At 63.9% G+C, this 21,492-nt stretch carries 19 protein-coding genes; 10 read left to right on the forward strand and 9 right to left on the reverse strand.

All coding sequences use genetic code 11. From position 1 onward, the window contains the following. Window positions 1-33: 33 nt before the first annotated feature. On the reverse strand, window positions 34-1,416 hold the full coding sequence (locus tag HWY05_RS35605; RefSeq protein WP_176061243.1) for an MFS transporter: 1,383 nt from the start codon (window positions 1,414-1,416) through the stop codon (window positions 34-36). 138 nt (window positions 1,417-1,554) lie between these two features. Between HWY05_RS35605 and HWY05_RS38660 the strand changes: the two genes are divergently transcribed. From HWY05_RS38660 to HWY05_RS35620, 4 genes are all read left to right on the forward strand, one after another. Further along, entirely contained in the window at window positions 1,555-1,680 is a 126-nt protein-coding gene (locus HWY05_RS38660; RefSeq protein ID WP_279614197.1) for a hypothetical protein, read from the forward strand. An 80-nt stretch (window positions 1,681-1,760) separates the two neighbouring features. Then, a complete protein-coding gene (locus HWY05_RS35610) occupies window positions 1,761-3,233 on the forward strand; it encodes a benzaldehyde dehydrogenase (RefSeq protein WP_176061244.1) in 1,473 nt (490 codons plus the stop codon). A gap of 20 nt (window positions 3,234-3,253) precedes the next feature. Next, complete coding sequence (locus tag HWY05_RS35615; protein ID WP_176061245.1) at window positions 3,254-4,393, forward strand: NAD(P)-dependent alcohol dehydrogenase; 1,140 nt, start codon at window positions 3,254-3,256, stop codon at window positions 4,391-4,393. Window positions 4,394-4,491: 98 nt separating this feature from the next. After that, window positions 4,492-5,664 (forward strand): helix-turn-helix domain-containing protein, encoded by a 1,173-nt coding sequence (locus HWY05_RS35620; protein WP_035555142.1) that lies wholly within the window; start codon window positions 4,492-4,494, stop codon window positions 5,662-5,664. Window positions 5,665-5,698: 34 nt separating this feature from the next. Here the strand turns inward: HWY05_RS35620 and HWY05_RS35625 are convergent, their stop codons facing one another. Then, on the reverse strand, window positions 5,699-6,733 hold the full coding sequence (locus HWY05_RS35625; RefSeq protein ID WP_176061246.1) for an NADP-dependent oxidoreductase: 1,035 nt from the start codon (window positions 6,731-6,733) through the stop codon (window positions 5,699-5,701). A gap of 92 nt (window positions 6,734-6,825) precedes the next feature. On the opposite strand from HWY05_RS35625, the gene HWY05_RS35630 reads away from it, so the two are divergent. The 3 genes from HWY05_RS35630 to HWY05_RS35640 all read left to right on the forward strand — a co-directional run bounded on the left by HWY05_RS35630 (window position 6,826) and on the right by HWY05_RS35640 (window position 10,915). Beyond that, entirely contained in the window at window positions 6,826-7,485 is a 660-nt protein-coding gene (locus tag HWY05_RS35630) for a TetR/AcrR family transcriptional regulator (protein WP_208459126.1), read from the forward strand. 684 nt (window positions 7,486-8,169) lie between these two features. Beyond that, window positions 8,170-9,144 carry a CPBP family intramembrane glutamic endopeptidase gene (locus HWY05_RS35635; RefSeq protein WP_176061247.1) on the forward strand — a complete coding sequence of 325 codons (975 nt, stop codon included), beginning with the start codon at window positions 8,170-8,172 and terminating at the stop codon, window positions 9,142-9,144. A 169-nt stretch (window positions 9,145-9,313) separates the two neighbouring features. After that, a complete protein-coding gene (locus HWY05_RS35640) occupies window positions 9,314-10,915 on the forward strand; it encodes an ABC transporter ATP-binding protein (RefSeq protein WP_244146785.1) in 1,602 nt (533 codons plus the stop codon). 20 nt (window positions 10,916-10,935) lie between these two features. Here the strand turns inward: HWY05_RS35640 and HWY05_RS35645 are convergent, their stop codons facing one another. Continuing rightward, window positions 10,936-11,328 (reverse strand): nuclear transport factor 2 family protein, encoded by a 393-nt coding sequence (locus HWY05_RS35645; protein WP_176061249.1) that lies wholly within the window; start codon window positions 11,326-11,328, stop codon window positions 10,936-10,938. 29 nt (window positions 11,329-11,357) lie between these two features. Here HWY05_RS35645 and HWY05_RS35650 point away from each other — a divergent pair, with 29 nt between their 5' ends. Beyond that, the gene (locus HWY05_RS35650) at window positions 11,358-11,756 is read left to right on the forward strand and encodes a VOC family protein (RefSeq protein WP_176061250.1); all 399 of its coding nucleotides are present in this window, start codon (window positions 11,358-11,360) and stop codon (window positions 11,754-11,756) included. 49 nt (window positions 11,757-11,805) lie between these two features. Here HWY05_RS35650 and HWY05_RS35655 read toward each other — a convergent pair whose 3' ends face one another. The 3 genes from HWY05_RS35655 to HWY05_RS35665 all read right to left on the reverse strand — a co-directional run bounded on the left by HWY05_RS35655 (window position 11,806) and on the right by HWY05_RS35665 (window position 16,033). Then, entirely contained in the window at window positions 11,806-13,392 is a 1,587-nt protein-coding gene (locus HWY05_RS35655) for a DHA2 family efflux MFS transporter permease subunit (protein ID WP_176061251.1), read from the reverse strand. Continuing rightward, a complete protein-coding gene (locus HWY05_RS35660) occupies window positions 13,389-14,465 on the reverse strand; it encodes an HlyD family secretion protein (RefSeq protein ID WP_244146786.1) in 1,077 nt (358 codons plus the stop codon). Before HWY05_RS35660 ends, HWY05_RS35655 begins: the two co-directional genes overlap by 4 nt. Before the next feature lie 116 nt (window positions 14,466-14,581). Further along, window positions 14,582-16,033 carry an efflux transporter outer membrane subunit gene (locus HWY05_RS35665; RefSeq protein WP_035555122.1) on the reverse strand — a complete coding sequence of 484 codons (1,452 nt, stop codon included), beginning with the start codon at window positions 16,031-16,033 and terminating at the stop codon, window positions 14,582-14,584. Window positions 16,034-16,122: 89 nt separating this feature from the next. Between HWY05_RS35665 and HWY05_RS35670 the strand changes: the two genes are divergently transcribed. After that, entirely contained in the window at window positions 16,123-16,893 is a 771-nt protein-coding gene (locus tag HWY05_RS35670) for a helix-turn-helix transcriptional regulator (protein ID WP_176061269.1), read from the forward strand. Here the strand turns inward: HWY05_RS35670 and HWY05_RS35675 are convergent. Beyond that, window positions 16,886-17,842, reverse strand: coding sequence for a phosphatidylinositol-specific phospholipase C (locus tag HWY05_RS35675; RefSeq protein ID WP_244146787.1), 957 nt, complete (start codon window positions 17,840-17,842; stop codon window positions 16,886-16,888). The genes HWY05_RS35670 and HWY05_RS35675 overlap by 8 nt on opposite strands. A gap of 65 nt (window positions 17,843-17,907) precedes the next feature. On the opposite strand from HWY05_RS35675, the gene HWY05_RS35680 reads away from it, so the two are divergent. Next, a complete protein-coding gene (locus HWY05_RS35680; protein ID WP_176061253.1) occupies window positions 17,908-18,936 on the forward strand; it encodes a LacI family DNA-binding transcriptional regulator in 1,029 nt (342 codons plus the stop codon). Between the two features lie 7 nt (window positions 18,937-18,943). On the opposite strand, the gene ugpC is transcribed toward HWY05_RS35680, so the two are convergent. After that, window positions 18,944-20,023, reverse strand: a complete 1,080-nt coding sequence (ugpC, locus tag HWY05_RS35685) for a sn-glycerol-3-phosphate ABC transporter ATP-binding protein UgpC (RefSeq protein ID WP_176061254.1) — start codon at window positions 20,021-20,023, stop codon at window positions 18,944-18,946. Window positions 20,024-20,183: 160 nt separating this feature from the next. Continuing rightward, window positions 20,184-21,389, reverse strand: a complete 1,206-nt coding sequence (locus HWY05_RS35690) for a porin (RefSeq protein WP_176061255.1) — start codon at window positions 21,387-21,389, stop codon at window positions 20,184-20,186. Window positions 21,390-21,492: the final 103 nt, after the last annotated feature.

Below are 21,492 nucleotides of genomic sequence, written 5' to 3' on the forward strand. Positions count from 1 at the left end.
TGGTTGCCGTAGGTGCTGCGCGCGATCGCTCACTCACGACAGGCGACAGGGTTCCGCTTCAACCGGGCGCGACGCCACCCACCACACGCAGGCGGCGATCATCGATAGCGTCGCGACGATGCCCAGAATCAGGTTCATCGCCTGCTGAAACACGTGGGCGGTGGAAATGAACGTGCCGAAGATCGCCACGCCCAGCGCGGAGCCGCTTTGACGCGCCGAATTCAACACGGCGGCGGCAATCCCCGCGCGGTTTTTATCGACGGTGCCGAGCGCGGGCGAGGTCGCCGCCGGTGAGATAAAGCCGGACGCCATGCCGATGGCGAGCATCGGCACGACAGCGACCCAGTACGGCGAAGCGGCGTTCGTGAGGCTCATGCCGAGGGCGCCCAACGCGTACAGCACGAAGGCGATACACATCGACTCTCTCGCGCCCACTCGTTTCACGACCCGGCTCGACAGCAGGCCGCCCAGCGCGACCATGCCGGTCATCGGCAGGAAGGCGAGGCCGGTGTCGAGTGCGGAATAACCGCGCGCCTGCTGGTAGAACAGGCTGAACGTGAACAACATGCCGTAGAAAACGAACGCCGACACCATCGACACAAAGGTCGACGCCGAGAACAACGCATTGCGGAAAAACGGCATCGGCAACATGGGATGCCGGGTCCGTGTCTCGATCACGAAGAACGCGACCCACGCGACGCCACTAATCGCGATACCCGCGACGATCGGCGCGGATTGCCAGCCGAGCCGATGCCCTTCGATCAGCACACCGATCACCGTGCCCAGCGCGACGATGCCCGCCAGTTGTCCCGGCAGATCGACATGCCGCGTGCCAGGCGACGCCGTGCGCTCGACCGCTTGCGCGAGCCAGATGCCGGCAAGCCCGATCGGCACGTTGACGAAGAAAATGCTGCGCCAGCCGAACAGTTGAATCAGCAGCCCGCCGATCAACGGACCGGATGCCATCGCCACACCGCCGCAACCCATCCACAGGCTCACGGCCGCCGCGCGACGCGCGGGAAGCGGATACGCGTCGTTGATCAGCGCGAGCGAACACGGCACCAGCATCGCGCTGCCAACGCCTTGCAACGCGCGCGCCAACGTCAGCGTCGTGAGGTCGGGCGCGAATCCGCACAACACCGAACCGAGCACAAAGACAGAGAGCCCGGTGAGGTAGACGTTGCGCGCGCCGAGCCGGTCGCCGAGCGTGCCGCCGGTCATCAACAGACTCGCGAAGGTCAGCGTGTACGCGTTGACGACCCACTGGAGTCCCGCTATGTTGCTGCGCAGCGTGTGGCTGATTTCCCCCAGCGCCACATTGACGATCGACGCCTCCAGCAGCACCACCGTGTAGCTGATACAGGTGGCGGCAAGCACACGGGACGCGGCGCGGCGAGTCGGCGCGAGCGCGGCCACGATCAGCGGACGGCCGCGTTGGCGGCGGCGGTTTCAATGGCGGAATCAGGGTTGGCAATCATGGCGCGTCCAGGTCGAAAGAAGTTGAGACGAGTGTAGAGGCCACCTGCTCGCCGATGCTTCGACACGAATCGAAGCATGCTCATCCATTTCGAGCGCCGCGCGCGTACTGTTCGGAAACTGGACACTTTCGCGCCGACCGCCCTGTCGCCGCAGTGCTTTGCGCCGCTGGAACAAACACCGATAGCGGCCGCCACGGCGTAGCGCCTATCTTCAGCGACCGGCGGACCCTGCGTGGGTCCAGCGTGGGTCCCTAGCGAACTTGCACTGTTTCAGGAGATAGCATGAGCGTCACTCTTCCCTCGCGGTTACTCGACAGCGACCTCTGGCAAGCCCGCCTGTTCACCGGCGACTGGCACGCCGGCAGCGCCGAAGCGGACGTGACGGAGCCGGCTACCGGCCAGCGCCTCGGCCGTATCGGCATGGCCGACGCTGCGCTGATCGGCGAATCGGCGGCGAACGCGTCGCGCGCGCAGGCCGCCTGGGCCGCGCTGCCCTACGACGAACGCGCCGCCGTGCTGCGCCGCGCGGCGCGTATGGCGGAGACGTACTTCGACGAGATCGTCGAATGGGTGGTCCGGGAAAGCGGTTCGACGCGCGCGAAAGCGGGCTTCGAAACCGCCGTCACGGTCAAGGCGTTGCACGAAGCGAGCAGTCTGCCGTCGCGTTCCGCCGGTGAAGTACTGCCCTCGGTGCCCGGACGTCTGTCGTTGGCGCGCCGCCGTCCGCTCGGCGTAGTCGGCGTGATCTCGCCGTTCAACTTCCCGCTGTATCTGGCCATGCGCGCCGTTGCGCCCGCCCTCGCGCTGGGCAATGCCGTCGTCCTGAAGCCGGACCCGCGCACGGCCGTGTGCGGCGGTTTTGCGATCGCGCGTATTTTCGAACTTGCCGGTTTGCCGAAGGGCGTGTTGCACGTCTTGCCCGGCGCCGGCGCTGCGGGCGCGGCGCTGACCAGCGATCCACACGTGGCGATGATCCAGTTCACGGGTTCGACGGCGGCGGGCCGCAAGGTCGGCGAAGCAGCCGGCCGGCATCTGAAGAAAGTCTCGCTCGAACTGGGCGGCAAGAACTCGTTGATCGTGCTCGACGACGCCGATCTCGAACTGGCCGTCGCCAATACCGCCTGGGGCGCGTACCTGCATCAGGGGCAAATCTGCATGGCGACCGGCCGCGTGCTCGTGCAGCGCAAAATCTACGCGGCCTTCGTCGAGAAGCTGGTCGCGAAAGCGGCCAGCCTGACGGTCGGCGATCCGGCCACCGCCGACGTTGCGTTAGGTCCGCTGATCAACGCCGCGCAACGCGACCACGTGGTGCGCGTGGTTGCCGACGCGCAGCAGGCCGGTGCGATTCTCGAGACCGGCGGCCACAGCCGCGAGCTGTTCTTCGAGCCGACCGTGTTGAGCGACGTCACGCCGGACAACCCCGCGTTCAACGAAGAGATCTTCGGACCGGTCGCGGTGGTCGTGCCGTTCGACAGCGACGAGGATGCGATCGCGCTCGCCAACCGTACGGAATACGGGCTCTCGATGGCGATCATCACAGCGAACGTCGGCCGCGCACTGCGCATGGGCGAACGCCTGCATACCGGCCTGCTGCATATCAACGACCAGACCGTCAACGACGAGGTGATCAATCCGTTCGGCGGCGTGGGCGCATCGGGCAACGGCACCAGCATCGGCGGCCCGGCGAACTGGGAAGAGTTCACCCAGTGGCAGTGGCTCACGGTCAAGGGCGAAGCGCCCCTCTATCCCATCTGAAGCACGCCAAGGAGACAGCCATGACAACATCAACGACAACGTCCGCCGGATTTCGCACCATCACCGCCGCCGTCGCGACCGCGAAGGGCGAGCCCTTCGCGATCCGGCAGGCACGAATTCGCGCGCCGAAAGAGGACGAGGTGCTGGTCCGCGTCGTGGCGACCGGCCTGTGCCACACCGATCTGATCGTGCGCGACCAGTACTACCCGGTGCCCTTGCCGGCGGTGCTGGGACATGAAGGCGCGGGCGTCGTCGAGGAAACCGGTCCTGCCGTCAAGGACCTCAAGGTTGGCGATCATGTGGTGCTGACTTATGGCGCGTGCGGTTACTGCGCGTCTTGCAGCGGTGGCCACGGCGCGTATTGCCAGCACTTCTTCGGCTTGAACTTCGGCGGCGGCGATCTCGAAGGCCGCAACGCGATCGAAGACGACGAAGGACGGCCGCTGCACGATCATTTCTTCGCGCAGTCGTCGTTCGCGAGCTTTGCGATTGCGCGCGAGAACAATGCCATCAAGGTGCCGCGCGACGCGCCGCTGGCGTTGCTCGGGCCGCTCGGCTGCGGTATCCAGACCGGCGCGGGGGCCGTCATCAACTCGCTGAAAGTGCGCCCGGGCAGCAGCTTCGCGAGCCTCGGCGCGGGCGCGGTCGGCCTTAGCGCGGTGATGGCCGCGCGGGTCGCGGGCGCCACTACGATCATCGCCGTCGACGTCGTGCCGTCGCGGCTGACGCTGGCCAAAGAGTTGGGCGCGACGCATACGGTCAATAGCCGTGAAGTCGACATGATCGAAGCGATTCGCGAGATCACCGGCGGCGGCGTGGACTTCGCGCTGGAATCGACGGGCCGCGCGGAGGTGCTGTCGCAAGGCATCGAAACGCTCGGCCGGCTCGGCGCGATGGGTGTCGTCGGCGCGCCGCCGCTCGGCACCCTGGCGCAGTTCGATATCAACAGTCTGCTGCTGAATGGGCGCACGATTCGCGGCATCGTGGAAGGCGACAGCGTGCCGCAAACCTTCATTCCGCAACTCGTGCAGTTGTATCAGCAAGGGCGGTTTCCGTTCGACAAGCTGGTCCGGTTCTACCCGCTCGACCAGATCAACCAGGCGGCCGAAGATAGCAGCAGCGGCGTCACGCTCAAACCGATCCTGCGGTTCGCGCATTGACGGGTGCCGGCTTGGCGGCGCGGTGCGCAAGCGCTGAGGTATTCTGTGCGGGCATGGCGCGGCAGCGGTCAACGACGCTGCGCTGAATGGAGACCCGTATGGCCAAGATCGCTTCAGCAGATTCACGGCAACAACGCCTGCATGCGGCGCGCGCGCGGTTTGTCGGCGGTGAGCAGTTGCCGGCGGCGCTGCTGTCCGCGCCGGTCGCGCGCTCGTGGGAGCGCTCGCGCGGCACCGGCTTGCTGCCCTCCAGCACGCCGCAATACGAGCTGCTGGATAAGTCGCGCACCATGCGCGACTCGAAAGCCGACCGGCGTCTCTATAGTTGCGTCGTCGACGAAATCGAACAGTTGTGGGATGCGTTCGGCGGCGCCGACTGGACGATCTTCTGCGTCAATACCGAAGGCACCATCGTTCACGCACGACAGAGTCCCGCTTGCGACGACGACCTGTTGCTGCCGATCACGCCGGGCCGGCGCGTCGTCGAACCCAACATCGGCACCACCGCGCCGGGTTGCGTGATTCACGACGGCACGGAAACCATCGTGGCGGGCGGCGAACATTACCTCGATGAGTTCGAACGGGTCTTCTGTCTCGCCGTGCCGCTGTTCGGTTTTCACGGCGAAGTGATCGGCGCGCTGGATATCACCGGCACCGGGAAACGGAACGTGTCGCAGGTTCAGGAGCAGTTCAGGCTCGCCGCGCTGGCGGCCGAACAGCGTCTGTTCGCCACACTGCGAGGCTGTCATCTGTTGCGCGTGCAACATGATCCGCGCTGGCTCGGCACACCGCTCGCCGGCCTGCTCGCGGTCGAAGAAAACGGCCAGTTGCGCGCCGCCAGCCGGATGGCGCGACGCATGCTCGCGTTGCCCACGGGCGCGCCGCTGCCCGCGCTGGAGCTGCGGCAAATTTTCGACGACGCGACGCCCGCGCAACTCAACCGCCTACTGCAACGAGGCCGCGGCGTGCAACGCGTGGCGCGCGCGGACGGCAGTCATATCTGGGTGGAATACGCGCGCGCGCCGCTCAATCGCAGCACCGCGCGGCGTGCGACGCCTGCCAGTACCGCGCGCTTCGATCAGGCGGCGCCGGCTTTGGCCATGAGCGGCAAGCAAGGCAGTCTGCAGGAACAGGCGCTCAACGCGATCCAGAGCGCGATCGATGAGCACGCCGGCAATATCGCGGCGGCAGCGCGGCAACTTGGTTTGTCGCGGACTACGCTGTACGCGAAACTGCGGAAGCTTCGGGACACGGGGATGATGGGCGGTTGATCTTGTGTGGTGGCTTCTGTTTCCCGTTTTCCGCTTACGGTTTGATCACCACCGTTCCGAAGTAATCCCCTCGAATCACCCGCTCCAGCGCGAGCGGCGCGTGATCGAGCCCGTCGATGACCTCGTGCGGAAAGCGGATGCTGCCTGCGTCCAGCCACCGTGCGAATTGTTGAATCCACTCCGCGTAGGCTTCGGGATCGTCGTCGGCACTGTAGCCGCGCAGCGTGATGCGCTTGACCAGGAGCTGCACTGAATCCAGCTCGACCGGCGCGGTTCTGCCCGCGCCATGGCTCGCCAGTTGCCCCGACAGCGTCCCGACGATCACCACGCGCGCGCCTTCACGCGCGCTCGCAATCGCCGCCTGCAGTTGTTCGCCGCCGACGTTGTCGAGAAACACATCGATACCTTCCGGCGCCGCCGCGGCCAGTTGTTCGGCAATGGGTGTAGCGCCTCGCCACACCGCCGCGTCATAGCCCAACTCGGACACCAACCGCGCCGCCTTCTCGCGGGAACTGGTGCTGCCGATCACTCGCCCCGCACCCAGCAAGCGCGCGATCTGCCCAGCCATCGATCCGTTCGCGCCGGCCGCGCTGGAAATAAACACCGTGTCGCCGGGGTGAATCTCCACGCCGCGAGTGAGTGCGGCATAGGCGGTCCAGCCATGCCCCAGATACGCGATCGGGTCCGGCAATCCGCCAACAACCCGCTTGCAATCTGCCGCAGGAACCGCCGCGTATTCGCGCCAACCCTGAAAATGCAGCACCAGGTCGCCTGCAGAAAAACCGCTGCCCGCAGGGGCCGAAACGATTTCGCCAAGCGCTTCAGCGGCCAGCGTGTCGCCTTCGCGCAAGGCGGGGAATGGCACGCCTTTCACGTCCTGCGCGCCTTTGCTGATCATCATGCGCAGCGACGCCGACAGCAGGAAATAGCGGTTGCGAACCAGCACGTCGTGGTCGGATGGCTTCGGCAGCGGTGTCGAAACGATCTCGAAGTTGTCGGCGTGGGGCAAGCCTTCAGGCTGCGACTTCAAGCGAACTTCGCGGCTGGTGGCGGGGAGTGTCTGGGTCATTTGAAAGTTCTCATGAGGCGATGCGCGCACGTCATTGCCAAACGTGTCGAACAATGTGAGCATAGCGCTCATATTCTCCCGGGAGCAGACACATGGCTACTCGCATTCCCACGCGTCCCTCGACCATGCGCAAAGCGCCGCGCCAGGCGCGTTCCCGTGCCACGGTCGAAGCGATTCTGATTGCCGGGGCTCAGGTTTTGGGCCGCCGCGGCTGGGCCGGCTTCACGACTAATGAGGTTGCCGAGGCCGCCGGCGTGAGCATCGGCTCGCTGTACCAGTACTTTCCGAACAAGTTGATCTTGTCCGAGGCGATCACGGCGCGTCACTTCGACGAGATTCTCGCGGTGCTGCGCGCAATCGGCGATAAGACGTTGCCACTGGCGCGGCGTGTGGAGCAGTTGGTCGACGGCATGATCGGGGTTCACAGCATTAACCCGGCGCTGCATCGTGTGCTGCTTGAGGAAGCGCCGCGCGCTCGTGGGCCGAAGTCGGTTCATGACCGCTTCGAGGCGGAGTATTTGAGTTGCTACGCGGCATTGATCGCGCAGCCGGATGAGGGTGACGCGCGGAATCGCGAATCTGCTGACGCGGCGGCGCAAGTCGTCTCCGCTGCGGTGGCGGGTGTGATTCATGATGCGGCGCATCGGGGGACGATCGGTTTGCCTGTTCTGAAACAGGAACTGGTGGAGATGGTGGACGCGTATCTGCTTCGGCGACGTCGGCGTGAGCGGGCGAAAGCGAGTACGCGGTGAATGGGTGGGAATCGCACCCACTGCAGTCGCCCAACGTGAACTGAGCGCTCATTGACAACGCGCCGTTTGAATTGATGTAATTCGCGTCAGCGTTCCACACGCAATGTGGCCGCGGATCGAACTAACGCTTTGTACAGTTATTCGCTATTCGTTTCAGAATCGCGGATAGCCCGCACTCGCATCAATCCGCGTTGCGACACACGAGGAGACGACCATGCGCAGGCTCCGACCCGACACTGTCAATCGCGCGGCAGGCATCGCGGTATGTGTTGTTCTCGCCATCAACGTCCTCGTCAGTTGCGTGACCAGTCAACTGGCTCCGTTCGCGCCTGATCCCAGTACATGGCATATCACGCCGATAGCGGTATCGGGAAAGATCAGATACATCACGCCTCTCGAATCGACGGTCCTCAAACTCTCCCCTTACATGTTGCCCCTGACCTTTCTAGCGATCGTGCTGCTTGGTCGTCAGAAACGACCAAGCTAACAACGGCAATCCATTGATTTATGCCCATCGCGTAGACACAGCTCCACGATAAACAGTCAGTTGACGCTGCCTAATGGTTCGTCGAGAATCGGAGCCGCTGATTGACACACTTCGACAGTTTGCACCGTTGGCTTCGCTCGTCCCAAAGACGTTCCAAGGTTCTCTCTCGAAGTCCAACAAAAATAACGAGGCAACGCATGAGCGATTCGAAGCACGACAGCACGGCATCGATTGGCCCTGATCACAGCGGCAATCCTGTCCCACAACGGACCAGCCGGCTGCGTCGCTTTTTCGGTGGCAAATTCAAACGGATCTGGGTCGGCAAAGACGGCCTGCGCTCAGGCTGGGCCGCGTTACTGTTCGTCATGATCGTCAGCGGTTTGATTGGCGGCGCGGCGTTTATCGCGCATCTGTTGCATCACCTTCCGCCCCGAACCACGGAGATGATCCCGACGAGAATGCTCATCGGTGAAATCGTCATGATCCTTGCAGGAATCGTCGCCACCAAAATCATGAGCCTGATCGACAAACGTTCGTGGCTCGACTACGGCCTGCGCGCACGGCATCGCGTTGCGCATCTCGCGCAAGGACTCTTCTTTGGTGTTCTGGCCATGTCGCTCGTGATGGCCGCGCTCCGCTATTTTCACGCGGTGACGATTGAACAGTCAGGCATGCAATTGGGACCGCTGATCCAATCGGCCGCGGTTTGGGCCGCGTTGTTCCTGCTCGTCGCGTTTAACGAGGAACTGTGTTTCCGGGGCTATGTGTTCTTCCGTTTGCTTCGCGGCGTGGGGCCAGTCGTCGCCACCCTCGTCACCGCCGCCATTTTCGCGCTCGCGCATATGGGCAATCCGGGCGAGACGGTATTCGGCATTGCATCCGTCGCAGTTGCCGGACTCGTGTTCTGTCTCGCGGTTTGGCGCACGGGCTCGCTGTGGTGGATCATCGGCTTTCACGCCGCGTGGGACTGGAGTCAATCGTTTGTGTTCGGTGTCGCGGATAGCGGCGCGATGGCGAGCGGACATTGGTTGACGAGCCACCCTACCGGACCCGCCTGGCTGAGTGGCGGCGCGGCCGGTCCGGAAGGCAGCGTACTGATGCTGCCGTTGATGGCCGTACTTGCGTTCGTGATCGTCCGGACCTTACCGAAAAACAGCGGACGTCGTGCGTGAAAACTAAACACCCTGCCCACGCTTCGGCCACGGTCGTTCGACACCGCACCGCAAAATCTCCGATAATTGCGGATTACCTATCGCAAAGAGAGGCGTGCAGATGGTTAAACAAACCAATTGGCATATCGTAGCGTCTCCTGTCAGCAGTATTCTCAGCAAGTTCTGGCATATGTCCCGCGGCACTATAGCGCTCGTCGCGGCCGTGGTAGCGGGTTCCTCGCTGGTCTCGGTCTTTGCGCCGTTTGTCTTTTCCCGCCTTGTCGACCGGCTTTCCAGTCATCACCTTATCGAGACGATTTTCGCGGGATTCCTGCTTTACGCCATTCTCGTCGGCGCTTCGCTCACGTTGGGAAACACGGCGAGATATCTTGCGCTGATGGCCGCCGAGAATCTGAATTTCATCTCGTCCACCAGTTTCTTCGAGCGTCTGTCGAAAAAGTCGCCGCGTTTTTTTATCGAACACAATCCGGTGGAAGTTCACACCGCCCAGGCGCAAGGTTCGCAAGCCCTCAGCATGACGGTGAACCTTATATTGAGCATTATTCTGCCGGGCGCCATCCAGCTCGTTTTGACACTGGCCGTTGTGGGCACCGCGCTCAATGCAAAAATCGCCGCGGTCGTGCTCCTCTATGGCGCGGTGTTCACCTCTCTCACCTATTTCACCAACGTTTGGACACGGCCGCACCTGAATCGCGCGATCAGTGTTGCGCAAGCCAATGCGAGCCTGGTCGGCAATGCAATCACGTCGATGGAAACGCTGCGCTATTTCGGCAGTTCCGGGTGGATGAGCAAGCGCTTCAATCATGGCGCCACGGAAGTTCTGGAGAACTGGCGGAGCTTTTGCGTTAAGCGGATCGCCTATGCCGGTGTGTATGGCGTGGCGCTCGCGCTCCAGTTCGTGATCGCCTTTACTCTTTTTCTGCCGCGCTACAAGGCCGGGCTGGTGAGCGTCGGCGATATCGTCTTGTTCAATGTGCTATTGCTCCAACTCAACCATCCGTTCGAAATGGTCGGAATCGCGATCGAAAATCTGATCCAATCGTATTCACGGATACAACCCTTTGCCCGCATGTGGGCGGCCGCCGAAGAGATCGAACCCACTTCGCCCCTCACCGAATTACCCGCAAGCAACGGGCGGATCGAATTCCAGCGTGTCGGCTTCGCGTATGAAGATGGGCGCGGCGTCTCCGATGTGTCTTTTACCGCGGCAAGAGGCGCGGTGACGTTCCTCACCGGTGAATCCGGTTCGGGTAAATCCACGGTATTCAAACTGGCGTTGAAAGCGATGGAGCCTTCCGCAGGAGAGATCCTGATCGACGGCTTCGATCTGCGCGAGATCGCCCGCAAGGATTGGTACAGCATGGTCGGCGTCGTTCCGCAGGAGATCATGTTGCTCAACGACACGCTAACGGCGAATATCGTGCTCGGCCGGGAGGTCGACGAAACACGCCTGCGCGAAGCCGCAGCGAGAGCCGCGATTCTCACGCGGATCGAAGATCTGCCCGATGGATTCGCCACGGTAATCGGCGAGCGCGGCCTCAAGCTGTCGGGCGGTGAGCGTCAACGGGTTGCCATTGCCCGCGCACTCTATGGCAAACCGAAACTGCTGTTTCTCGACGAAGCCAGTTCCGCGCTCGATGAACCCACGGAGACCGGCATCATGGACCATATCCGCACGCTGGCCGGCGAAGTCACCGTGCTGGCTATCACGCATCGCAAGAGCACGATCCATTCGACCGATCACGTCGTCGATCTGCAGACTCGTGGTTAGAAGCACGAAAGCCGCCCCACTCACTCAATCCGCTCAACCCACTTCGTGCGATCGAACGGCGGCTCGTAATTCTCCGGCCAGTACTCGACCACGCGGGCAATTTTTCCATGCTCGACCGTGAAGAACGAAATAGCTCTGGCCTGCAGGACGCTATCGGTAATGGACACATCCGATACCGCGTCCGTCTCATTGCCGACAATGCGATTGATCGTGAAAACCCAGCGCCCTTGCGCGGGGTACTCCGCATTGAACTGCGCGAAATTGAAGGCACCGCGAATGCGCTCCTTCGATTGCGGCCATTCGAGCACAAAGTCGTCCGCCAGAACCGCGGTGGCGGAATGGAAATCGTTGGTGGTCATGAGACGCCAAAACTCCTGAACCACATGCACAGCGTTCTCGGTAGACTGGGGCATATCTGATCTGATCCTCGGAGAAAGTGGCAATGATTTCACACGTTTTTATCGGTGTCACCGATTTCGATCGTGCCGTCCAGTTCTATGCGTCCGTCATGGAAGCATTGCAGCTCAAGATGAAGTTCTGCGACCGGGACACACCGTGGGCCGGCTGGATGAAGCCAGACACGCCACGCCCACTCTTCCTGATCGGCAGGCCCTTCGACGGCCATCCGGCAAGCTGCGGAAACGGTCAGATGATCGCTTTGCTGGCGCCGGACCGGCGCGCGGTCGATCTCGCCCATGCCCACGCGCTGGCGCATGGCGGCTCGTGCGAAGGCACACCGGCACTGAGACCGCACTATCACCCCAACTACTACGGCGCGTACTTTCGGGACCCCGACGGCAACAAGCTGTGTGTCTGTCATCACGATCCGGTCGACGCCTAGGACGCGTAGCGCGGGGCGTCGACCAAGACCTCGCTATTCATCCGTTCGGCTAGCCGCTCTTCTTGCGCCCTCGCAAAGCAAACGCCGCGAGCGTGCATCCGAGCATCGCGATCCCGGCCAGCAGGAACGTATCGCTGTAAGCCATCAGAAGCGCTTCACGTCCGATCACTTTATCGATCACGCCGAGCGCCACCTCGCGCGTCCCGTCCAGGCCGGTCGACGCCAGCGCATCCGCGCGGCCGACGTAACCGCGCGTCAGCGTTCTGACCATGTCGATCATCCGCTCGCGGTACGCGCCGTTAAACGGCGTGATCGCTTCCCCGATCCGCGAAGCATGCATTTTTTCCCGTTCGACCACGATCTGGCTGGCGATCGCAATGCCGATCGCGCCGCCCAGATTGCGCACCATGCTGAAGAGCCCGGAGGCCGATCCAAGCTGCGATTTTTCGATCCCGTCCACGGCCATCACACCCAGCGCGACAACCACCAGCGACTGTCCGATGCCACGCACGATCAGCGACGGCACGACCACATTCGCCGACGCATTCACGTCGAGATGAATGTTCATCAGGCAGCCGATCGCGACCAGCGTGAAGCCGGCGATGATGGCGGTCCGCGCACTCGTACGGCGCATCAGCGGCGGTGTCAGAAACGACATCACGAACTGCACCAGCCCATACGGCACCATCATCACGCCGATATCGCGCGCGCTATAGCCCTGCAATTCGGCGAAGTAGTTCGGCACCAGAAACACCACCGCGAACACCACGCCGCCGAACAGGAACTGCATCAGACTGGCTATGCCGAAGTTATAGCGGCCGAGTAATTTCAGGTTGATGAACGGTTCGTCGCGACGCAACTGTGCAATCACGAACACGCTCAGTCCCACGAGAGCAACCACGAACATCTCCGTGATGAAGCTGGAACCGAACCAGTCTTTTCGGCCGCCCTCCTCCAGCACGATCTGCAATGCGCTGAGGCCGATCGCCATGCTCGCGATGCCGAGCCAATCGGCCTTGCGCAAGCGGTCGAGGTACACGGGCTCGGGCTTGATCGCCCAGCCGATCGCGCCCAGCAGCACGAGCGCGGGCGGAATCTGCAGATAGAAAATCCAGCGCCACGAATACATGTCGGTCAGCCAGCCGCCCAAAGACGGCCCCGCCGCCTGCGCGACATTATTGGCGACGGCGAACAGCGCCATGCCGAGCGGATGTCGCGACGCCGGCAACTCCGTGACGATCAGTTGAAACGACAACGGAATCAGCACGCCGCCGAACGCCCCTTGAAAGGCACGCGCGGCGATCATCGCGTCGATGGTCGGCGCGACCGAGCACACCAGTGAGAAGACCAGGAATCCGCTGGTCCCGACCAGCATCACGCGACGGATCGAAAACACGCGCACGAGCCAGCCGGTCAGCGGAATCACGATGATCTCCGCGACCAGGTACGCGGTGGTGATCCACGAACCCTCTTCGAAACTCGCACCGAGCGAGCCTCGAATATCGGGCAGCGACGCATTGGTGACGTGGACATTCATGCCCGCCATGAAGCAGCCGAACACACCGCCGAGCACGGCCACCCAGGCGCGCAGCGACACCGGGTCATGCGCGCGGGAAACATTCGCCGTCGTACTCATGAGCGACTCGCGGCGGACGGCGCGGCGGCCACGCCGGTGTGAACGCGCGCGACTACCGACATGCCCGGCCGCAGGTCGAGCGCATCGCGCTGCCCGGCGTCCACGCGGATCTTCACCGGAATCCGCTGAACGACCTTGGTGAAGTTGCCGGTCGCGTTATCCGGCGGCAGCAGCGCGAACTGCGCGCCGGAGCCCGGCGCAATGCTCGCCACGCGTCCACGCAGCGTATGCCCGGCGTAAGTGTCGACATCGATCTCGACCGGCTGACCCGCTTGCATCGCGGCGACCTCGGTCTCCTTGAAGTTGGCGATCACATAGACGTCCTGCAGCGGCACCACGGCGAGCAACGGCTGTCCGGTCTCGACATACTGGCCCACTCGCACGGCGCGCTGGCCGACCGTGCCGTCGCCCGCCGCGCGAATCGTCGTATGGTCGAGATCGAGTTGCGCGAGCGATAACGCCGCGCGCGCCACGTCGAGTTGGGCTTGCGCCTGCTCGATGTCGGCAAGCGTTTGCGCGCGGCGCTTGAGCAGCACGGTTTGCTCGCCGCGCTGCGCGTGTACGGAGGCGTCGGCCCTGGCGAGCGTGGCGTCGGCAGTGAGCGCGTCGGCATGCGCCTGCTCCCAGCGCTGCGCGCTCGAAGCCTGTTCGGCCACCAGTTGCCGGTAGCGCTCAGCATCGGCCTTGCGGCGGATCGTGCCGGCCTGCGCGGCGGCAACGTCCGCTTGCGCCGCGGCCGTCAGACTGCCTTGCTGCGCAATCTGCGCGTCGAGCGTGGCGATCTTCGCCTGTTCCGCGTGCAGCGTGGCGAGCGCGGCATCGACCGTCGCCTGAGCGCGATCCCGTTTCGCCGCGTAATCGGCGTTGTCGAGATGCGCGAGCACATCGCCTTTATGCACCGGCTGATTGTCGTCGACCTCGACACTCGTGACGTAGCCCGGCACGCGGGAGCTGACCGTCATCACGTCGGCGCGGACGTAAGCATCGTCGGTGCTTTCCATAAAGCGGCCGACGGTCCACCAGCGTATGCCCGCCACCAGCATGGCGACCACCACGATGGCGCTACCCGCCACCAGGAGATTTCTTCGGCTAAACGGGGACGTCTTGCCGGGAACGACCGTAGTACTCATATCGGAACCTTGATTAAAAATAACGAACCCATCGCGCGACGGCGCGACACGCCAGCGTGCTAGCGTTGCCAGCCACCGCCGAGTGCCTTGAACACCGCCACCTGATCGGATGCGAGGTTTTCCGCCGATGCCGCCAGCGCCGCATCGGCGGCAACCAGCGTGCGCTCGGCATCGAGCACGTCGAGAAAATCCAGCGCGCCGGCCTGGTAATTCAGCTCGGCGAGATGGAACGCACGAGCGTCATTCGCGCGAGCGTCCTGCAACGCATGTTGACGCGTCCATTGCGCGCCGTAGAACGTGAGCGCCTGTTCGGATTCCTTCAACGCGGTAAGCACGTTGCGCTCGAATGCGGCAAGCGCCTCGGCATTGCCGGCTTTCGCCTGCGCGAGCCGCGCGCGGCTCATCGCCATGTTCGGAAAGCGCCAACTGATCAGCGGACCGACGCCCCATGCCAGCGCGTACCGATCGCCGAGCGACGTCAGACTACCGGTGGTGGACAGCAGATTCACCGAGCCGCCCAGCACGATCGACGGATACAACTCGGCACGGGCGACGCCGACCTGCGCATCGGCGGCGGCCAGCTTGCGCTCCGCCTCGCGCAGATCGGGACGGCGACGCAGCAAGGCGGCGCCGTCGCCGACCGGAAACGGCGCAGTGAGCACCGGCGTGACGCGGCAGGAGTCGGCGGCCGGCGGAAACCCGCCGGGGGACTGGCCCAGCAATACGGCAAGTTCGAACAGCGCCGCGCGGCGCTTGCCTTCGAGTGCCGGAAGGGTGGCGCGTGTCTCGTCGAGAAAACCGCGGGCGCGCGTGACCTCGAGATCGGACACGAGGCCGCGATCGCGTTGCCGGGTGGTCAACGCCACCACACGCTCCGCGATGCCGAGCGAGCGATTGGCGACGTCGATCTGTTCGCCGTAGGAGCACACGTGCAGGTAGGCATCCGTTGTGGATGCAACGACCGCGACGCGCACGGCGTCAGAGGCCGCTTGCATCGCATCGGCATCGGCGCGCGCGGCGTCGACGAGATGGCGCACGCGCCCCCACAGATCGACTTCGTACGACACCGCGAGCGAAGGCGTGTAGGCCCAGCGCGTGTCGGCCGAGTCGCGCCGCGCCGCCGCGACGGTCTGATCGGCGCTCTGCTTGCCGTAGTTGCCGCCCAGCGCGAGTTGCGTATCGGGCAGCCTGGCCGCACCCGCTTCGTCCAGGACCGCCTGTGAGCCTGCGAGCCGCGCGGCCGCCACCGCGAGATCGCGATTCTGTTCGAGCGCCTGCTGAATCAGGCCGTCGAGTACGGGGTCCTGATAGAGATGCCACCAGTTGTCCGGCAACGACTGCTGCACGACCGGCGCGCCTCGTGCCGCCGTGAACGGCGCCCCGGCCGCTGTCGGCAATGGCGGTGCGCGATACGGCGCCTCGAGAGAGCAGCCCGACGCCAGCAGCGCGAGCGCCGTCGCGCCAAGACGAAAGAAAAGATGCGCGGTGCGATGAACGCCCGAAAGAACCATGGCAGATGCTCGGCAGTGGAATCGAAGAGCAGATGGTAGAGTCCTGCGACCCAGTCATCTCTCGAAGAATTGCCATGCATCGTTGCGAAATGGACAGCTTCGGTTTTCTGGCGAGCCAGAAGGCGCTCGAAGTCTCGCCCGTCACCGTCCTCGCCACCGACCAGCCCGCCCGCACCGCGTTTGCGCCGCATGCGCACAGCAGCGCGCAACTGATCTACGCGATCTCGGGTGTGATGATCGTGCGGGTGGCGGCCGGCAACTGGGTCGTGCCGACCGGCCGCGCGGTCTGGGTGCCGGGCGGCGTACGCCATGAAATCCAGATCGCCAGCGACGTGCAGATCCGCACGGTCTACGTAGCCGCGGAGGCCCGCGACACGCTGCCGGACAGTTGCCATGTGATCCTGGTGAGCGCGCTGCTGCGCGAGCTGATCGTGACCGCCGCCAGGCTGGGGCCGGCCGCGGGGCACGGTGAGCGCGAACGGCGTGTGCTGGCGTTGATCCTCGATGAAATCTGCGTGGCCGAACCTCTGCTACTGCATGTGCCGATGCCCTATCATCCGGCGCTCCGCGAACTGTGTGCCGAGTTGATCGCGCAACCGTCGCTGGAAGCGACCTTGCAGGGATGGGCCGAGCGCGCCGGGATGAATCCGCGCACGTTCGCCCGCGCGTTCCAACGCGAAACCGGTATGACGCATGGGGTGTGGTGTCGGCACACGCGAGTCTTGCTGAGTCTTCCGCAACTCGCGGGCGGCGCGTCGGTGCTCGACGTCGCGCTCGAACACGGCTACGACAGCCCCAGCGCTTTTACCGCCATGTTCCGCAAGGTGCTGGGGGTGGCGCCTAGCGAGTACTTCAAGTGAGGCCGTACAGCCTCGCGTTGCGCGCCACCCACGCACGAACCAGCGCCCATTCCGTGTACTCGCAGAAATCGATCATCAGCGTGCCGCGCGCTTCCGCGCAGTTTGCAAGGCGTTCGGCCACCATGTCATTGATACCGCGCCGCCGGTCGTCACCGCAGGCCACCCGGCGCGGGTTCGCACCCATGCCGGTGCCGCTGCAAAAATTGACGATCCAGCGCTTGAGCGCACCGTGCTGCGTGATCGAAAGTAGCGCTTCGATCGCGCGGTATTTGTAATCGATCGACGCCTCGACCGGCACGCGAAACTCGTCCTGAATGACGAACGCCGCGCCAGGTGCATCGAGTTCGAATGTGGCGTTATCAGGCCAGTTCGACAGATCGATGCCCAGCGCGCGATCGCTCTCGAATCGCCGCCACAGCACGATCGAACCGCGCACGTCGCCCAGACGCGGAGTCGTGTCGCCCAAATACCAACTCTGCTGCGCATAGCGCTCGACATACGACTCGAACGTCTGCGTGAAACTGCGCGTGCAATCCTGCGTGCCGCACTCGTCCTTCACCGACATCACGATGCATTCGCCGGGATACTGCGATAGAAACTCAGCGCACGCGGCGATCACATCGTCGAACATCAGGCCGAGCGGAATGCGCGCGTGATTGATGTGGAAAACGTCCCCTTCATGCCGGCAGCGGATGTCCAGCACGCGCACGCCGTGCGCCAATTGCGCCGCCAGCGTCGCGCCCTGCGTTTTCGCGAGCGAATCCTCAACGGTGTACGCGCAACTATCGTGACTGCCCGGCAACGCCAACCGACTCAGCAGGAGATCGTCGCCAAGGCTCGACATCCAGCAGGCCGGCGCTAATGCCGATGCCGATGCCGATGCCGATGCCCATTCCGGCGTCTCGCCGGAATAATCGCCCTGCCCGCTCATATCGTGTTCGACGGTCATCTTCTTGTCCTCTTGATCGGGCAAGCTGCGTTAAGCTAGCTTCGCGTCCCTTCATTCATTCACACATGCCTAAGAAACAAACGCTTTGGGTTACCGCCGCCGACGTCGCGCGCCGCGCCGGTGTGTCGCGCTCCGCCGTCTCGCGCGCCTTCTCGCCGACCGCGAGCATCGCACCCGAAACACGGCAGCGCGTGATGGAGGCCGCCGGCGCGCTCGGCTATCAGGTCAACCAGATCGCGCGCGAAATGATCATGCAGCGCAGCAGCATGGTCGGCGTCGTCACGGCGGGTTTCGAAAACCCGTTCCGCGCCAAGCTGCTTTCGCAGATCATCGCCGCGCTCGGGCGCCAGCAACTCACGCCGCTCGTGATGAACGCGGAAGACCCGGTGCAAATCAAGCATTCACTGGAAATGCTGCTGAGCTACCGGATCGCCGGCATCATCATGACTTCGGCGTCGCCGCCGCTCGGCCTCGCTCGCCAGTACCTCGAACGCGAGATTCCGGTGGCGATGATCAACCGCGCGTCGGATCTGCCCGGCGCGGACGTCGTGGTGAGCGACAACGCGGCCGGCGCCGCGCTGGCCGCGCGCATGCTGATCGACGCGGGGGCAAAGCGGCTCGCATTCGTCGGCCCGACAAAGACCAGCTACAACGGCAAATCGCGCCGCACCGGCTTTGTTCGCGCGGTCCAGCGCATCGCCAAAGACGAACCGCGCCTCGTCGATCCGGTTCTGGTTCATGCCACGGAAGCCGATACCTATGAATGCGGCGTGGCGGCAGCGCAAGCCGTCCTCACACAAAACCCGCGGCCCGACGGCGTGTTCTGTTCGTCGGATCTGCTGGCGCTGGGCTTTCTCGATGCCGCTCGTCAGCACTTCTCGATCCGTGTGCCCGAAGAACTGCGAGTGGTCGGCTTCGACGATATCCCCGCCGCCGGCTACGAAAACTATCGGCTCACCACCATTCACCAGGACACCTCCGGACTGGCGAATGCCGTGGTCGAAATGCTGATCGATCGTATGGAGTCGTTTTCCGGGGCCTCGCGCACTTACGTGGTGCCGGTCACGAGCGTGGTGCGCAAAAGCTGCGGCTGAACCCACTTCAATTCACGCGCCGCCCGCTCTGTCCGTCGAAAAAATGGAGTTGCGCGGCCGGTAAGGCGACGCCGAGTTGCTCGCCGGACGCCGGGCGCTGGTGATACGGCAGGCGCACCACCAGGCTCTGCTTGCCGAGACGGCCGAACGCCAGATTGTCGGCGCCCAACATCTCGCAGGCGTCGACGGGTAGACGTATCGGCTGATCGGCCGTTACCGTCACGTGTTCGGGACGAATGCCGAGCACGGTCTCGCGATTCGAGTCGACTTGCACACCGGCATCGCCCGCGCCCGCAATCGGAATGCGCGGACCGTCGTCGACGTCGAAGTGCTGGCGGTCGGCAGTCAAACGCCCACGCAGCAGATTCATCGCGGGCGCCCCCATAAAACTCGCGACAAACGTACTCTGCGGACGCTCGTAAATCTGTTCCGGCGTACCGATCTGCTCGATCCCGCCTTGATTCAGTACGACGATGCGTTGCGCGAGCGTCATCGCCTCGACCTGGTCGTGCGTGACGTACAGCGAGGTCGTGCCCAACCGCGCGTGCAGATTGCGAATCTCGGCGCGCATCTGACTGCGCAATTTCGCGTCGAGGTTGGACAGCGGTTCGTCGAACAGAAAGAGCGCCGGTTCGCGCACGATCGCGCGGCCCATGGCGACACGCTGACGCTGGCCGCCCGACAACGCATGCGGCTTGCGTTCGAGCAAGGCTTCAAGCGAGAGCATCCGCGCGGTCGACGCGACGCGTTCCTGCACCTTATCGGCCGACATGCCGCGCATGCGCAGACCGAACGCGATGTTCTGCGCGACCGTCATGTGCGGATAGAGCGCGTAGCTTTGAAACACCATCGCGACATTGCGCTCCTGCGGCGCGATCTGATTGACGACTCGCGAGCCGATCCTGATGTCGCCCGAGGTGATGCTGTCGAGTCCCGCCGTCATTCTCAACAGCGTCGACTTGCCGCAACCGGACGGCCCGACCAGCACGACGAATTCGCCGTCCGCCACGTCCAGATCGATATCGCGCAACACCTGCTGCCGACCGTGCCGCGTCTTGCAGACCGCACGGAGTGTGAGTGTAGCCACCGTGTATTCCTTGTCGTATTACCGTCGCATCCCGCATCCCGCTGCGAAGCGAAATCCGCCACACAGGGTGGCCTCTCTTGCGTCGCCCTGAGTCGCAGCACAAGAGAGACCTGAACCGCCGAGCCATGAACGCCGCCCACCATCGCGGCGGCACGCATGATCAGAAGCGATGCAGAATGCCGACGCCCGCCGTGAACTGCGTGCTCGTCGACGATGGCGAACCGTTGAAGCCGTCGCCGATCGTTGCCGTGGCGTCGATGATCTTCACGCCGTTCGAGCCGATCGTCTTGCCGCTCGAGTGTTGATACGCTTCGCCCAGATACAGGCCGGTGCGGGACGAAAGGCTGTAGTACTGCGTCAGCGAGATCTGATGGTATTGCGCCACGCTGCTGATCCCGTTCGATTGCGTCGCGCGCGTATAGCTATAACCGCCCGCGAAATCCCAGCTCACGGTCGGCTTCCAGTGCAGGACCGCGCCCGCCGTATTGAAGGTCGCCGTGTTCAGGAACGCCGAGCCCACGCCCGGGATGTACTGCACGTTCGAGTACGACACCGACACGTCCCACGCCGGCGAGAACTTGTAGCCGGCCGTCACCGCCACGCGCTGCTGCGCTTGCGCGGTCACATAGCCGTTGTTGATGGCCGAGATGCCGGGCTGGCCGCCGGAGTTCGTCGTCGAATCCGTGCCCCACGCGCCGCCGCCGACCGTCGAGTTGTTGACGCGCTGGAAACCCGCTGCCATGCCGAACGGTCCATTCAGGTACTGGATCGCCGCGCTCCAGGTCGAGCCGCGATTGGTGCTGCCCGCCACACCGCCGAGCGCATACGAACCGCTCACCGTAAAGCCGTAGAACTTCGGCGACGTATAGACCAGCGAGTTGTTCGCGCGAATCGTCGTGTCGAGCGAATCGAGATCGCCCGGGTGTGTGCCGAAGAAGCCGGTCAGATACGTGGTCGGGCTATACGGCGAAAGCAGCGTGTAGTACGCCGTGTATTGACGGCCCGCCGTCAACGTACCGTAGGCCGGGTTCGTCAAGCCGATCCATTCCTGGCGCGTGAACATGCCGCCCGTGAATTGCGACTGACCGTTCTGGCTATTCACGCCGGCTTCGAGCTGGAAAATCGCCTTCGACCCGCCGCCGAGATCCTCGCTGCCCTTCAGGCCGAACCGGCTGCCGGCCCATGCGCCGTTCGACGCCGTGATCGCCGAGTGGCCGCCTGTAGTCGAACCGCGCGACGTGCTGCTGTTCTGATAAACGAGGCCGTTATCCATCACCCCGTAGAGCGTGACGCTGCTTTGCGCGTGAGCCGCCGTGGTCGCGACGAGGCCCGCAGCCGCCAGCGCGACCGCCAAATGCTTGTTCATTTTCGTGGATCTCCAGATGGTAGGTAGACGAGCGCAAAGCACCCGACACATTGACAAAGTCACCCGACGCAGGCGCCATCGACCAGCGCGTGCCGCCTGCTTT

It is taken from the genome of Paraburkholderia sp. BCC1876 (assembly GCF_902833695.1).
Classification (GTDB): domain Bacteria; phylum Pseudomonadota; class Gammaproteobacteria; order Burkholderiales; family Burkholderiaceae; genus Paraburkholderia.

Coding starts and splice junctions, on each gene's coding strand:
- HWY05_RS35630 (WP_208459126.1), top strand. CDS start 6,826: ATGGCTACTCGCATTCCCACGCGTCCCTCGACCATGCGCAAAGCGCCG.
- HWY05_RS35655 (WP_176061251.1), bottom strand. CDS start 13,392: ATGAGTACGACGGCGAATGTTTCCCGCGCGCATGACCCGGTGTCGCTG.
- HWY05_RS35675 (WP_244146787.1), bottom strand. CDS start 17,842: ATGACCGTCGAACACGATATGAGCGGGCAGGGCGATTATTCCGGCGAG.
- HWY05_RS35635 (WP_176061247.1), top strand. CDS start 8,170: ATGAGCGATTCGAAGCACGACAGCACGGCATCGATTGGCCCTGATCAC.
- HWY05_RS35670 (WP_176061269.1), top strand. CDS start 16,123: ATGGACAGCTTCGGTTTTCTGGCGAGCCAGAAGGCGCTCGAAGTCTCG.
- HWY05_RS35650 (WP_176061250.1), top strand. CDS start 11,358: ATGATTTCACACGTTTTTATCGGTGTCACCGATTTCGATCGTGCCGTC.
- HWY05_RS35680 (WP_176061253.1), top strand. CDS start 17,908: ATGCCTAAGAAACAAACGCTTTGGGTTACCGCCGCCGACGTCGCGCGC.
- HWY05_RS35615 (WP_176061245.1), top strand. CDS start 3,254: ATGACAACATCAACGACAACGTCCGCCGGATTTCGCACCATCACCGCC.
- HWY05_RS35640 (WP_244146785.1), top strand. CDS start 9,314: ATGTCCCGCGGCACTATAGCGCTCGTCGCGGCCGTGGTAGCGGGTTCC.
- HWY05_RS35665 (WP_035555122.1), bottom strand. CDS start 16,033: ATGGTTCTTTCGGGCGTTCATCGCACCGCGCATCTTTTCTTTCGTCTT.
- HWY05_RS35610 (WP_176061244.1), top strand. CDS start 1,761: ATGAGCGTCACTCTTCCCTCGCGGTTACTCGACAGCGACCTCTGGCAA.
- HWY05_RS38660 (WP_279614197.1), top strand. CDS start 1,555: ATGCTCATCCATTTCGAGCGCCGCGCGCGTACTGTTCGGAAACTGGAC.
- HWY05_RS35625 (WP_176061246.1), bottom strand. CDS start 6,733: ATGACCCAGACACTCCCCGCCACCAGCCGCGAAGTTCGCTTGAAGTCG.
- HWY05_RS35690 (WP_176061255.1), bottom strand. CDS start 21,389: ATGAACAAGCATTTGGCGGTCGCGCTGGCGGCTGCGGGCCTCGTCGCG.
- HWY05_RS35645 (WP_176061249.1), bottom strand. CDS start 11,328: ATGCCCCAGTCTACCGAGAACGCTGTGCATGTGGTTCAGGAGTTTTGG.
- HWY05_RS35620 (WP_035555142.1), top strand. CDS start 4,492: ATGGCCAAGATCGCTTCAGCAGATTCACGGCAACAACGCCTGCATGCG.